14 protein-coding genes are annotated in these 14,201 nt (G+C 39.1%); 11 read left to right on the forward strand and 3 right to left on the reverse strand.

Going from position 1 to position 14,201, the window contains the following annotated elements; all coding sequences use genetic code 11:
- Nucleotides 1–11 precede the first annotated feature (11 nt).
- Entirely contained in the window at nucleotides 12–356 is a 345-nt protein-coding gene (locus EHQ24_RS00830; RefSeq protein WP_015678663.1) for a P-II family nitrogen regulator, read from the forward strand.
- Between the two features lie 67 nt (nucleotides 357–423).
- On the opposite strand, the gene EHQ24_RS00835 is transcribed toward EHQ24_RS00830, so the two are convergent.
- Genes EHQ24_RS00835 through EHQ24_RS00845 form a run of 3 tightly spaced genes read right to left on the reverse strand, consistent with a single transcriptional unit; the run spans nucleotide 424 to nucleotide 6,828 of the window.
- Entirely contained in the window at nucleotides 424–3,729 is a 3,306-nt protein-coding gene (locus tag EHQ24_RS00835; RefSeq protein ID WP_208725677.1) for a GH36-type glycosyl hydrolase domain-containing protein, read from the reverse strand.
- Nucleotides 3,726–5,429, reverse strand: coding sequence for an ABC transporter ATP-binding protein/permease (locus EHQ24_RS00840; RefSeq protein WP_135599823.1), 1,704 nt, complete (start codon nucleotides 5,427–5,429; stop codon nucleotides 3,726–3,728). Before EHQ24_RS00840 ends, EHQ24_RS00835 begins: the two co-directional genes overlap by 4 nt.
- A gap of 49 nt (nucleotides 5,430–5,478) precedes the next feature.
- Nucleotides 5,479–6,828, reverse strand: coding sequence for an adenylate/guanylate cyclase domain-containing protein (locus tag EHQ24_RS00845; protein ID WP_135599824.1), 1,350 nt, complete (start codon nucleotides 6,826–6,828; stop codon nucleotides 5,479–5,481).
- 154 nt (nucleotides 6,829–6,982) lie between these two features.
- On the opposite strand from EHQ24_RS00845, the gene EHQ24_RS00850 reads away from it, so the two are divergent.
- From EHQ24_RS00850 to EHQ24_RS00895, 10 genes are all read left to right on the forward strand, one after another.
- On the forward strand, nucleotides 6,983–7,873 hold the full coding sequence (locus tag EHQ24_RS00850) for an alpha/beta fold hydrolase (protein WP_135599825.1): 891 nt from the start codon (nucleotides 6,983–6,985) through the stop codon (nucleotides 7,871–7,873).
- Entirely contained in the window at nucleotides 7,858–8,451 is a 594-nt protein-coding gene (locus EHQ24_RS00855) for a TetR/AcrR family transcriptional regulator (protein WP_135599826.1), read from the forward strand. Before EHQ24_RS00850 ends, EHQ24_RS00855 begins: the two co-directional genes overlap by 16 nt.
- A 49-nt stretch (nucleotides 8,452–8,500) precedes the next feature.
- On the forward strand, nucleotides 8,501–10,414 hold the full coding sequence (thrS, locus tag EHQ24_RS00860; protein ID WP_135599827.1) for a threonine--tRNA ligase: 1,914 nt from the start codon (nucleotides 8,501–8,503) through the stop codon (nucleotides 10,412–10,414).
- Between the two features lie 49 nt (nucleotides 10,415–10,463).
- A complete protein-coding gene (locus EHQ24_RS00865) occupies nucleotides 10,464–11,345 on the forward strand; it encodes a hypothetical protein (RefSeq protein ID WP_135599963.1) in 882 nt (293 codons plus the stop codon).
- Between the two features lie 89 nt (nucleotides 11,346–11,434).
- Complete coding sequence (infC, locus tag EHQ24_RS00870) at nucleotides 11,435–11,998, forward strand: translation initiation factor IF-3 (RefSeq protein WP_135599828.1); 564 nt, start codon at nucleotides 11,435–11,437, stop codon at nucleotides 11,996–11,998.
- A gap of 8 nt (nucleotides 11,999–12,006) precedes the next feature.
- Nucleotides 12,007–12,207 (forward strand): 50S ribosomal protein L35, encoded by a 201-nt coding sequence (gene rpmI / locus EHQ24_RS00875; RefSeq protein WP_002988170.1) that lies wholly within the window; start codon nucleotides 12,007–12,009, stop codon nucleotides 12,205–12,207.
- 3 nt (nucleotides 12,208–12,210) lie between these two features.
- On the forward strand, nucleotides 12,211–12,564 hold the full coding sequence (rplT, locus tag EHQ24_RS00880) for a 50S ribosomal protein L20 (RefSeq protein WP_002975326.1): 354 nt from the start codon (nucleotides 12,211–12,213) through the stop codon (nucleotides 12,562–12,564).
- Between the two features lie 57 nt (nucleotides 12,565–12,621).
- Nucleotides 12,622–13,266 (forward strand): hypothetical protein, encoded by a 645-nt coding sequence (locus tag EHQ24_RS00885; RefSeq protein ID WP_135599829.1) that lies wholly within the window; start codon nucleotides 12,622–12,624, stop codon nucleotides 13,264–13,266.
- Nucleotides 13,267–13,271: 5 nt separating this feature from the next.
- Complete coding sequence (locus tag EHQ24_RS00890; RefSeq protein ID WP_135599830.1) at nucleotides 13,272–13,589, forward strand: cell division protein ZapA; 318 nt, start codon at nucleotides 13,272–13,274, stop codon at nucleotides 13,587–13,589.
- Entirely contained in the window at nucleotides 13,586–14,170 is a 585-nt protein-coding gene (locus EHQ24_RS00895) for a 5-formyltetrahydrofolate cyclo-ligase (protein WP_135599831.1), read from the forward strand. The genes EHQ24_RS00890 and EHQ24_RS00895 overlap by 4 nt, the downstream gene beginning before the upstream one ends.
- The last annotated feature ends 31 nt before the right edge of the window (nucleotides 14,171–14,201 follow it).

The raw sequence follows: 14,201 nt of genomic DNA on the forward strand, positions 1-14,201 counted from the left end.
AGTATAACATTATGAAAATGATCATTGCAATCATCCAACCACATAAGTTGGAAGAAGTTAAGGCTGAATTAACTAAAAACGAAATCTATCGTCTAACAGTATCTGACGTTCAAGGTTACGGACAACAAAAAGGTAAAACAGAAGTATTTCGTGGTCACGAATACACTGTAAATTTACTTAGAAAAGTTCGATTGGAAATTGCCGTAAACGATGAATTCGTAAAACCAACTGTTGATGCTATTTTGAAAGCAGCAAAAAGTGGCGACGGAAAGATCGGTGATGGAAAAATTTTCATCACTCCTCTTGAAGAAGTGATTCGAATTAGAACTGGCGAGAAAGGAAAAAGCGCCATTTAAAACTTCCTTTATCAAAGGAAAAATCGGAAAACGTGTGGGGGAATTTTTCCCTACACGTTTTTTACGTTTATCGCAAAATTAATGTTAAATGGTTTTCTCCGTCTTTTAGGTATGATTCAAAATCTCTAAATTTCAGTTTTACACCACCTCTACGATAATGGTTCGTTTTTCTTTGAAAAGGAATAAGGATACCATTCAGTAACACTGATTCTAGACTTGCATTTGTTGATTCCACATGATAGAGGATTCGAAAATCTATTTCCTTAAAACGGATAATCCATTCTAAACCATCTAATCCTTGGGGAAGGATCGGATCTAGTTCCATCTCATCCAGAAAAAAACGAATTCCAAACAAAGATTCATAAACTAGTTTGAGATAAATTCCGGGGCCACTGGAATACACCCGCCATCCTCCTTCTAAAGGAATGTTTCCTACCAATAATTCTTTATAATTTTTTCCGGCATCATAACGATCCAAAAACAAACCATCAGAACTTGAATAATAACAGTTTGATTGTCTTCGACGACTTGCCGGGATTTTTTTTTGGATTCCGATGGGGTTGACTAAGTTTAAGTTGTAAAAGAATTCTTCGGACTTACCCATATAAGCCAATGCTTCGCAATAACGTAAGTGGGCATGAGTGTACATAAGTCCAATTTCTCTGCCGAAGTAACTAGCAGTCTCCGCTCGTTTGAATTCTTTGCTAGTTCCATCTGTATAAGGAATGGGTGCATCAAATAGGCGGACTCCATCGGGGCCTGTTAAATAATTTTTGATAATGGTTAAATGTGTTTCTGCTTCTTTAGAATCTAAAACTTCAGATAAAATTCCATAAATCATCGGAAGGACACTGTAATGAATTCCTGTTTTGGAATCTTTTGGATGTAAGTAAAATTTTAAAGATTTTTCCTCTCCGAAATAACGTAATCCCGTTAGGGTTCCGTCAGCCATACAATGTTCTTTGATATTTTGTTTGATGATTTTTAATTCATTTTGATAGAGTGTTTCTTTTTCTAAATCGCCAATTAAGTGATAAATTTGAATCAGAGCATCATAGGTGAGAGATTGTAATTCAGCAGTCCAAGTGCTGACTGCATGAGTCCGAAATTCATCTTTGACTGGTTGTAAGGAATCATTCCAATCTCCATGTCCGTAAGTAGGAAGTTTTGTTCCTTCCACCAAACGTTTGTTTATGAGCGAAACGGTTTTTTCAATGGCTTCTTTTATGGTTCTTGGTTTGTTCCGGTGAATTCCTTTTGTTGTTTCCTCTAAAAAATTGATGTCCTTGGTTCGTTCTAAATAAGTAGAGAGTGCGAGTAGTGGCCAATAGAGAATGTCTCCATGGGAATCACCGGCCCGAATCTCTTTATCTCGGGGATATAACATAAACCACTGTGGCCAATCCCCATCTTCATTTTGTTCTTCGAAGACCTTAAAAAGTAGGGATCGGCAAGATTCAGTTTCACCTATGGCAAGTAAATATTCAAAGGCACCTTGGCATACATCTCTTGTTCCCCAACCTCCTCCCGAATATTGTTCAAGCCCTCTTGGATTCAAATAATGAATTCGTGCATTTTGTTCGAACCAAGGAAGGATTTCTATGATTTGGCTAATGGATTGTGATGCAGAGTTTTCAATCTTTGCCTTATAATGATTTTTGATGTGAGATACAATTGATGTTTGTTCTTGTTTGGTTTCTTTTTCAGTAGGGGAAGATATAAAATTTCCTTGGATGGAAAATTGCAAAATCGATTTTACAGGCACAACTGCCGTGAGATAGGGTTGGTTTCTTGAGATTCCATCAGCAAATAAAATCCGATCATCCGAAACTTTCCATATTTTAAGATCATCTGGATGAATTTGAAATCCCCTTCCTTCTAATCTTTTGAATAAAGGAGAGTTTTGGTTTGGTTGGATTTCTATTTTTGACTCGACCTGGGTGATAACCGGTGGCATTTCCAAAGCACCGTTATCTCCGTCGAGAGCAATGTGGAAGGATAAAAGAAAGTTTTGCACCTTCTGTTTGTTTGTGGAGAGTTGGAACTGGATTTTATGGTTTCCGATTGTTTCCACTTGGATTCGTAGAACTTCTTGTCCCCATTGGTAAATCCACTCTACAAGGTTTGGTTTCATTCGGAGTAAAGAAGGTGAATCTAAAAGTTTAAAAACAGAATTCTCTTCTATAAAGATACGAAATCCATAAGAATGAAAGAAATTCAGGTAACTATGGTTACGTGATATGTATTGGTTGATACTTGTATGGCCTTCTGTGAGTTGGGATAGAAAAATGCCTTTAAAGTAACAGGTGGCAGTCAGCGAAGATTCGTCAGGAACATTAGAGTTCCCAGTCCTTATGATTTGTCCATGTGGGCGGAGGCAGAGAGACTCTTTTTCTTTTAGCACCACATGGGTGGACTTATTTGTAAAAAAAGAAAGGATTTCTCCGGATGCTGAAAATTCGACTTCTCTCCATTCGTTGGGAAAAAGAATTTTTAAACTATCATTTGTTAGTATATCACCTTCCTTCTTGCTACCATTAGAAAAGAGGCTCTGTTGGGTTTGGGAAATGTTTGTTCCCCATTTGGGAGTTTTGTCCCAACCAGTAGAAATTTTTTGGATGAGGCCCTGAACCTCAGGAAAAGAACCTAATGTTTCCAAATGGGGAAATAGATATCCATAAAAAAATGTTTCTGACATTTCGTTCGGAGATAGAGTTTGCTTTTTTCTTTCAAGACCCAAAACGGAATGTTCACCTTGTCTTCGTTTTGTGGCAAGCGGTTGATACACACCATGTGGATATAAATCCAAACCATCTGTTGCATAAGACTGGATGAAATCTGAGCTAAATAAGAAAGTGGCGGGATGTTTTTCTCTTACAGGTTCGTTTTGCCTGGAAAGAATTCCATAACCAAATTCTTTTGTGAGAATTGGTTCATGGTGGATATAATGGCAAACAAAAAATTCATTTAACCTTGCTGCGCCGTAATCACAAATTCCAATATCTTGAATATATACTAAATCGTAATCCAAAGTCTCTTTGGTTTTGCTTGTGACTTGGATTTTGTATCGCCATGCATATAGGTTTGGATGAAGTTCCAAATACAAAGTATAATCTAGGCCGAAACAACTTCCTTGGCAACTATAAGAAGTTTCTAAAATTTGAAAATGGGAATTGGATTTAGGCCCAAACAATGGATGTAAAACCAACTCACCTTGAGAATGGATTCTTAAATAAAGATTACTAATACTTGGTTCCATCTCGTTCCCAAGATACAAATTGACAAGTAAGTCATTCAAACGAATGGAATGTACATTCCCGTTCGATAAAAATTGAAATTTGAGCCCAGATTCGTTTTGGATTGATTGGATCATTCTTTGTTAACCTTATGGGAGGAACTTAAGTTCCATTTCCCAAAATGGGAAATATTGAGATGGTAGTCATACTCCAAAACAGTTTCTTCGTCTTTGGCAATGACAATCGTTGTCACATCCAATTTGTGAAAGAGTTTTAGAATTTTAGAGATTTCAAATTTACCCAAACTAGATCCTGGTCGATCCAAAACCAAAAATTTGGGTTTTAAAAATAAAACGCGGATGACTGCTATTTTATATTTTTCAGCTAACGATAGTTCTTCGTTCCATTCTTTCAAGGTTCTTAGTCCCCCATACCTACGAACTAAAGTTTCTAGTCCCATTTTTTGTAATTCTGCCAGGATTTCTGAGTCTGACACTTCCAGGTTTAAATATGCTGGCACAATCACATTTCGAAGTCTTCCCGGAGGAAGATACGCTTGTTCGGGTAGAAATAAAATTTCTTCGAAGTTGGGTTTTTTAATCCTGCCTTCTGAATGATTGCTAATCCCAGCAATGGATCTAAATAAACTAAGTTTTACGATTTCATCGGGAGATGTAAAAAGCCAGCGTTCTTTTCTTTGGATTTTTAAATTTAAATTGTCTACTAAAAGTTTGGATCTATCATTTGAATACAGGGTAAAGTTTTCGAAACTAATCTCATCAGAGCTAAAATTAGATTCTCTATTTTGTTTTGCGTCGGCCTCTGCATGTAACATGGCCGTTTCCAAAGAGTGTAAACGTTTGACTACAGCAGAGAAGGCCGAGATGGATTGAAACTGTGTGACGATGAGTGAAAAGGCATTGAGTAGAGTTGTGAAAGCAAGAGCACTTTGTGTGATTACACCGAATTCAATTTCGCCTCTCATATAACTCGGAACAATGATGACCATTGGAATGATTTGAATAAAATAATTGTAATTATTCGTGAAAAAACTAAGTCGCAAGTTTACCGATATGAGTTTCCGGAAATTATTCACTAATTTACGAAGCCTTGATTTTAATCTCACGGACATTCGTGCTTCTCTATGAGTGACTGCTATGGATTCTGCATGTTGGCGGATGTGTAAAAGATCTGCCCTATAACTTGCTTCCATGTCCAGTTGATCGTAATTGAGGCGTATCAGAGATTTTCCAAGAAAGATGGTAGATAAGGTTCCTGTAAAAGCATAAGTTACTGCGACTAAAAATAAAATAGGGTTAATACTCCAAAGAACTCCGGAAAAGGAAATCGCAGAAAAGATACCACCGATAAAGAGTAAGGTGAAGGAAATCGTTGTTGTTGTAAAAGTTTTGACATCATCAGTAATTCTTTGATCAGGATTTTGAATTCCAGGACTCCCAATGATTTGGTGAAAAATTCTTTCCGATAAATAATTGGCAGTAAATTTCCAAGTAAGTTGTTCACGCCATAGGATCCCAAGTCTTTCTTCTGCATATCGATTGACGGAACCTATCCCTGATGAAATGATAAAGACTATAGAATAGAGGATAAGATTCGTATAAAATGCTGTTGCATTTTTTTGTTCTATAGAAGAGATAAAGTCACGACCAACATAACTACCCAAAACATTAAATACATTGAAGGAAATCACAAGTATTACCAAGGTAACACCATAACGGATGGCGGCCGGGCCCTGTTTAGACTGAATTAACTGCCGTATGGTATTTGTTAAACGTGCCAAATTTTGGGATGTTTTTTTGTTTTTATCTAAAGGCATTTCTTAGTTTTTATCGAAACAGAGTTTCAAACTGAATGCAAGGAGGTTTTTATGATTCGATTGTTTCTATCGTAAGATCCATTAATACTTGATTCCAGATCGATTCTAAATCCGCATTCCATTGTGAAGGGAGGTTTTCTCTGATCGAGGAAATGAGGATAGGAACTAGCTTTGGAAATTCTTTTTTAGAAATACCAAGGGATTCATAAATCTTTCCCAGTTTAGATACTTCTTTTTTTAAAGATATAGGATTTCCTAATCTTTCGATGATAGATTCGATGGCATTTAAGAACTCATGTGGAGTGATTGAGTTTTCAGTTTCCCCTAATTTTTTATCCAAATTTTCTTCCACAAAACTTTTTAATTTGTCTATATAATTCTCTATCCAATGGGGATTGTTTTCTAAAACATGATCAAAAGATTTTTGAATGCGCAGAATAGGATCTGAACTTTTAAATCCAAGAACCGAATACGCTGCCATTTTTTCAGACTTCCCTCGAAGTCTTGTGATGACTTTTTTATCCACAGATAGGTTTTCGCCGATTAGGTTGTAAATTTCATCGGAGATTAAAAAGTTTGTATTTGTTTTTTTATTTAAGGCTTCAAGGCGACTTGCCACATTCACTGTATCACCAAGCACAGTTTGGCTTTTGTATTCGGAATGCCCAATGTCTCCGTAAATTACATTTCCTGCATGTAACCCAATCCGAATGTCAAAAGTAAAATTAAACCTATCTTTCATTTCTAAATTGAATTTTTTCAATTGATCAAACATACGAAGGCAGGCGCGGATAGCCGAACGAATGGTTTCTTGTTTTGCTTTTTCTAAACTTTCTTCGTTTTTAGTAACTTCGTCTTTATTTTTTAATTGGAAAAAAGCTAAGATCCCATCGCCAATGAATTTATCAATTTCCCCACCATTATTCAAAATAGGTTCACTCATTTCTTGAAAAAATCGATTTAAAACAAAAACCACGTCATAAGGTAAACTTGATTCAGTAAAAGAGGTAAAACCTTTGATATCCAGAAAAAGAATCACCGCATAACACTCTTCACCTGTTTTGGAAGATTTCGATTCACTGGTTACTGTTTTTAAATCTTTATTATCTTTTATAATCCGACGTAGTGATATATCTCCAAACACTTCTGTTTGGCAAGCAAGTCGTATCTCGGATGGCCAACCTTTTCTATCGGCAAGAGTTTGTTCTCTGTCATTACGAGAACTAAGAAACTGAAGTCCATCTGTCACAAATACACGGCAGGTTGTACATTTGGCATTTCCCCCGCAAAGATGGTAGAGAGGATATTCATGTTTTAGGGCAGTTTCCAGGATAGTGGCTCCCGGTTTATTTGTTTCTAAAGGGAAGTTTTCTTTGTCTTCGAAGGTAACAATGGACATGGATCACCAATTCGTATCAGGTAATTGAATGATCTGAGCTAAGAAAGGGTAGGGCAAGTCGGAAAATTAGAAAAATCAGGAAAAAAAATCTATTTCAGACAAAAGTGCTAAAAAACTAATTGCATTAGTTAAATAAACTAATAGTATTAGTTTTATGAAAACTACCTACCACACGATTTTTATCATTTTCTCCTTCCTATTTCCTTTCCTCCTTATGGGAGAAGACCTAACGAAGGAACCTTCCAAACAAACATCCTATTTCCATACGAAAGAAGGCCGTATTGCGTATTTAGAAACCGGAAAGGGAAAACGGAATTTGATTTTACTTCCTGGGATTGGCGATCGCAAAGAAAGTTATGCAGAGCTTGCTTTCCTTCTTGAAAAGGACAATACGGTTTATCGTTTTGATTTACGAGGGATGGGAGAATCCGATGTCAGTTTTTCTTCTTATGGCCCCAAAGAAACTGCAGAGGATATCTTAGCATTTATCCGCGAGAAAAATTTGCAGAATGTATATGTCATAGCCAATTCCATGACTGCGGCATCGGCGGTTTACATTCGTTCCAAAGAAAAATCTAGAGTTTTGGGTTTGGTTCTTTCTGGTCCTTTTGTCCGAGATAAAGAACCAATGTCTTTCGGAATGAAAACTTTAATCCATTTTGTGTTTCGAGGCCCCTGGGGTGCGGGTGCCTGGGTTTCTTTCTATGAATCATTATTTCCGGTTCATCCTCCCAAAGATTTAAAGGAAAGATCTGAAAAGTTAAAAACCAATTTAAAAGAAGATGGTCGAATGGCAGCTGTTAGATCTATGATGTTTGCTTCCAAAAAAGATTGTGAGGACATGTTGCCACTTGCAAAAGGAAACGTAATTGTCATCATGGGTTCTAAAGACCCTGACTTTGATTCCCCAAAAGAGGAAGCCCAGTGGATAACAAAAACCTTAGATGGATCTTACAAAATTTATGAAGATGTTGGTCACTATCCTTTTGTAGAAGATCCCACTCGTTTTTTTTCTGACGTAAAACTTTTATGGCAAAAAAACTAAAACACAAACCAGGCCGCCCAAAAAAAGGCCAAACACAAATCACTAGAGAATTTGTTTTGGATGCGGCTTGGGATTTAATTATGGAACTTGGATTTTCCGAATTTCGTTTGGCAGGACTTGCCGAAAATTTAGGAATTCGGACACCTTCCCTTTACAACCATATCCAGGACTTAGAAGATGTTCGCCGGGAAATGAAAAGAAGATCCTTGCGAATATTAGGTGATCGGTTGGCTCTCAAATCAAAAAATACAAACCAAACATCCGAACGGATTTTTGAATTTTTGAATACTTACAGAAGTTTTGCGAAGAACCATCCCCATATGTATCCCTTAACCATTGAGTCCACAGAATCCGATCCAGAATTAAAAATCTTGGGTGATCGTATTTTGACCATTTGTATGGAGGTGTTTCGTTTCCAGAACTTGGATGAAACCGCTGTGCATAGGATTCGAATTTTACGTTCCCTCCTGCATGGATTTATTGTTTTGGAAGAGGCAGGTGGATTTGGCCGAAAGGAATCTGTGGAAGAAAGTTTTAAGAAAATAACAGAATCATTGGAATCTGGCAGACTCTGGTAAAACTTTACTTTTCGGGAGAATGTGTCTCCGAAAACCTGGGTATAGAATTATGGCAGCAATTACAATCACACTACCTGATGGAAGTTCCAAGGAACTAGAATCCGGTAAATCCTTTTCTGATTTCATCCAAGCCCAACTGCCTTTCTTGAAAGAGAAAGCTCTTGCCGTTGTTTTGTCTGATGGTCGCACCGTTGACCTTTCTTATATTCCTACGACGAACACCACGGTAAAATTTCTCACTTTCGATGACACAGAAGGAAAAGAAGTTTTTCACCATTCTTCTGCTCACTTACTCGGTATGGCTGTCCAAAGACTTTGGCCAGAGGCTCGCCTAACAGTAGGTCCCGTCATTGAAAATGGCCCTGGTTTTTTCTTTTATGATATCGATTTTGGCACTACCATTTTAACCCCAGAAGACCTTCCTAAAATTGAAGCGGAGATGGGAAAAATCGTAAAGGAAGACCTAACTGTCAAACGTTGGGAACTTTCCAAAGAAGAAGCCATTGAAAAGTTTAAAAAAGAAAACGAACCTTATAAAGTAGAACTCATCCAAGGATTCGATTCCGCATCAGTTTCGTTATACGGACAAGGGGAATGGTATGACCTTTGCCGCGGACCTCACGTCGCAAGAACCGGCCAACTGAAGGCTTTTAAACTGACTGCGATTTCTGGTGCTTATTGGAAGGGAGATTCCAAAAACAAACAACTCACTCGTATTTACGGTGTGTCTTTTCCCACCAAAAAACAGTTAGATGAATATACCTTCCTCATCGAAGAAGCCAAAAAAAGAGACCATCGAAAACTTGGGAAAGAACTGGATCTTTTCAGTTTCCAAGACGAGGCTCCTGGATTTCCTTTTTGGCATCCCAAAGGAACAGTTCTTTGGAACACACTTGCTTCTTACATTCGGGAAGAATGTTTTAGACGCGGGTACCAAGAAATCAAAACTCCGGCCATCCTCAATTCTTCGCTTTGGAAAAAGTCAGGCCACTGGGATAATTTTAAAGAAAACATGTATTTCACTGACATCGATGAAAGTGAATTTGCAGTCAAACCAATGAACTGTCCTGGATGTTGTTTGATTTACAAATACCATATGCACTCTTACAGAGAACTCCCACTTCGTTTTATGGAACTGGGAAATGTTCACAGACATGAAATGTCGGGAGTCCTTCATGGACTTTTCCGTGTGCGTGCCTTCACGCAGGATGATGCGCATATTTATGCACCACTCGAAAAAGTAGAATCAGAAGTCGAAGACATCATCGATTTTACATTTGATGTGTACAAAAAATTTGGATTTACCGAATTCAAAACTTTCATTGCGACAAGACCTGAAAAATCACAAGGCAGTGATGAAGATTGGAATCTCGCCACACAAGCATTACACGATGCGCTAAAGAAAAAAGGAATCGAATACGGAATCAAAGAAGGGGACGGAGCGTTCTACGGACCAAAAATTGAATTCAATATCAAAGACTCACTCGGAAGACTTTGGCAATGCGGAACCGTTCAAATTGATTTCTCTATGCCAAACCGATTTGAATTAGATTTCACTGCATCGGATGGAAAAAAACACGCGCCTGTGATGATCCACAGAGCCATCTACGGATCCCTTGAAAGGTTCATTGGAATTCTCATCGAACACTTCGAAGGAAAATTTCCCCTTTGGCTGAATCCAACACAAATTCGTGTCTTAACTGTGTCAGAAGTTCACAGTGATTATGCGAAAGAAGTCTATCAAGATTTGGTCATGCAAGGTTTCCGAGTCGAGATCGACATTCGCAATGAAAAGATAGGAAGTAAAATTAGGGATTCCATCCTAAAACGAAGCAGCTACACTTTGATTTTAGGTGATAAAGAAAAAGAAGCAGGTTCAATTTCCTTCCGACGTATGGGAGAAGAGAAAACGGAGACTGTTTCTCGAGATGGATTCCTCTCACTTCTGAAAGGTGATCTTTAAATAAAGAAATTTCTTGACTAACACTTGGGGGGATCTTACAATCCCTCCAGTGCCTCTAAACCTCCTCACCACCAAACAAACCAGTCCGGTTGCATACTATTTGGATCTTCCCATCCATCCACCGTATGATGCCCGTGATGCGTTTGATGCCATACCCATGCAGCTCCTTCCTTTTGCGGATGGCCTCACTGTTGGTTGGAAGGTAAGTCCTATGCAGTTTGTGGATGGGCTTGGCCGCGATCTTAAGTTTGATTGTCCAAGCATTGTCATCACTGGTGGAGAAAACTTGGGAGATTCTCCAGTGGCTTTGTACGTAGCTGCTAGTTTTTATGATGAGAAAGATAGGCTTCTTGCCAGCCAAACTTGCGAACACATTGTCCAACCTTGGGAGAGTTATGATGTTCCTGGTCTTTGGAGCCGTTTTCCGTTTCCCATTACGGAAATCGCTAGAGTTTCTGTTAGTATCACCTCTTACGGTTGGGAAGACCTTCGCCCCAAAGAAGCAGTGGTTCTCTCTCGTACCAAACCCAAAAATGAAACCCGATTTGAATGGAAACGGGATGGAGGAGTGGTAGGTTCCTATAGTTTCCAAAAGTGGAATCCTGGGAAAGGGGATCTACTTTTTGCAAGCGAAACCCTAACGAAAGAAAACCGAGTCCGAATCCGTTTGGAACGGAGGCAAAGTGAAGGTTTGACCTATTTGGCCCTTGTTCAGTCCCAATCTCCCAAACACCAGACCAAAACCTTTGACCATTTGATCCAATATGCCATTTACACCTTTGACGGCAGGCTTTGCCACGGTGGGTCTTGTATGGGAATGGGAAATCACGGAGATTTGGTCTCTCTGGTTCCCATTTTGCCAGAAATCTTAGAATCAGAATCCCTATATTTAGAGCTTGTTGCTTGGGAAGGGCCCTCCGGTTCGCTGTAACCATTTCCATGCAAAATTCTTAAAGAAATGTACTTGCTCGCCTGGATTTTCATCCGAAATTGGAAATTGAAAGAAATTTCGGAGACTGAATGCAGAAACGGCCCAACCCTAGAGGGAACCCAAACCAAGATAAATTCGCCCACATCAGAATTAACGAACAAATTACCAATGTAGCATCGATCCGCCTCGTCTCTGACGAAGGGTCTGACATCGTTACTCTGGATGAAGCTCTGAGAAGAGCTAAGGAAGCTAACCTTGATTTGGTGGAAGTCTCGGGTGACCAAGATGTTCACGTCTGTAAGTTGATCGATTTTGGAAAATACAAATTCGAACTTCTTAAAAAAACGAAAGAAGCGAAAAAGAAACAACACGTTGTCACGGTGAAAGAAATTAAAATCCGCCCGCGGATTGATAACCATGACTTCGAGATTAAGAAGCGTCATGCTTTAGAATTCTTGCAAAAGGGTGATAAGGTAAAAGTGACTCTTCGATTCCGAGGCAGAGAGATGGTTCACTCTGAAATTGGAATGAATATTGTTAACCGGTTTGTCGAGGACCTAAAAGAGCATGCCTCTCCCGAAAAAATGCCGGTACACGACGGAAAGACGATAGTGGTCGTGATGAACCCAATTAGTGAAAAACCTAAAGGATAAAAACAACTATGTATAAGCTGAAGACAAATAGGGCAGCAGCCAAACGTTTTAAGTTTACCAAATCTGGTAAAATCAAACGTGGTTGTGCGTTCCGAAGACATATCTTAGAGAAAAAATCTCCTAAGATGAAACACCAAAGCCGTGGAATGCACCTCATCCACGAAACCGACTATAACCGTGTAGAAAAACTTCTACCTTACGGAGGTTAAACGATGCCACGCGCAGTCAACGGAACCATCCATAAGAATCGTAGAAAAAAAGTTCTCGCAAAAGCCAAAGGTTTTAGAGGCGGACGTTCTAAACTTTTCAGAACAGCAAAATCTGCTGTGATGAAAGCTGGTCAATGGGCATACCGTGACCGTAGAAAGAAAAAGTCCGAATTCCGTAAACTTTGGATTACGAGAATCAATGCCGCAGTAAGAGAAAATGGAATGTCTTATTCAAAATTCATCCATGCACTCAAAACACACGGAATCAACTTAGATCGAAAAACTTTGGCTGACCTTGCTTACAACCACAAAGAAGTATTCAACGCCATCGTAGAAAAAACGAAAGTCGCTAAGTAAATTAGTGCTTGATTGGAATAGAATGGCTCGGCTATTCTATTCCATCGGATTGTTATCATGTTAAAAATCGAAACCATTGAAGAGCTAGAAAGTAAAGTTGTTAAGGCTTTGGAGTTAATCCAAGACCTAAGAACAGAAAACGCACGCCTAGAGACGGAAAACGAAACCCTCCGCGCGGAAAACGACCAAATGAAGCTCGCAATGGAGGAGAAAGAACGCGAATTGACAACACTCCGTTCGCAGCTCCAAGAAGCTACAGAAGAGTTAAACAAACTTCGCGAAAGAGAAGGACTTTTGGAATCCAAAGTCCACCAACTTCTTGGCCGTTTGGATGGCCTTCCTACTACCGGAAGTTCTGCTCCTAAAACCCCAACCCCAGATTCTTCTCCTGTTGAACCGGTTGCTGCTGCAGCAAGTGCTGCCGCTGTTGTTCCCAGTTTGGCTGCCGAAGAAGACGATGAAATCATTCTACTCGATGAAGATGAATCAGAATTCCAAACCGAAGAAGTTTTGGAAAAACCAGCTGTATCTGCATCCTTTGAAAAAGAAGAACTCAGTGTTGAGTCTTCTGAAGAAGAAGTTCCTACTGTGGAAATCGATGAAGATGACGACATCATCATCGACGATGACGACGAAGCGATCAGTGTGTTTGATGCTGACGACGACGATGATTTTTTAATTATCGAAGACGATCCTAAATAATTTTTATGGCAGAGTCTGCCCCACAACCTCAAAAAATCACCAAACAAATCTTTGGTGAAACCTATACTATCGTTGGTGAAGCTTCCTCAGGGTATATCTCTGAGGTTGCGGATTACGTAGAATCAAGGCTTTTGGAATTGTCAAAGGCACTTCCCTCTGCTTCCAAAACAAAACTGGCCGTACTTTGTGCACTCAATTTGGCAGATGAACTCTTTCAAATGAAGGAAGTTTCGGCTAAAACTAGCGAAATTCCAGAATTAGAAGAAAGAACGAAAAAGATCATTTCTCTATTGGAAGAGGGGATCATCGGGGATCATTTTTGAATCCAATTTCCAAAAAAGATGCTAGAGAGATTCTCAAAAAGAACCTTCCGAATTTACCGGAAAGGGAAGACCATGAAGCCGCTATCTTAAAGAGGTTGTTTCCCCTTTTACAAGGTAAATCCAAAATCATCACTTATTCTCCTGACTTAACACTCGAAGTGGATGTACTTCCCATCATCGAATCTTCACCACTTCCTAGGCCAACGGGATTTATTGAAGCCCGTCATTCCGCCAAATGGTATTTCCCTCGGATGGAAGATGGAAAGGTTCTAAGATTCATTCGTCCTTATTCCTTTGAAAAGAATGCAACTGGCCTTTTCCAGCCTGTTGGTGATGAGGAGATATCCGTAGAAGAGGCCGATTTGATCCTTGTCCCTGCCCTTGGATTTAATGAAAGGGGATTTCGACTTGGACGAGGCGGTGGGTACTATGATCGCATTTTAAATGCAGAATCTCTCCAAAAGAAAGCCATCGGACTCAGTTTTTCTAAACTTTTTCCCGTCCCATTCCTAGAAGAAAGTCACGATCTAAAAATAGGAAAAATGATTACGGAAACCCAGATTCATTCGTTTTTAGATTGAATCCATGAAGGATTCTGACACGATTCACGGT

The organism is Leptospira noumeaensis (assembly GCF_004770765.1).
Lineage (GTDB): Bacteria > Spirochaetota > Leptospiria > Leptospirales > Leptospiraceae > Leptospira_A > Leptospira_A noumeaensis.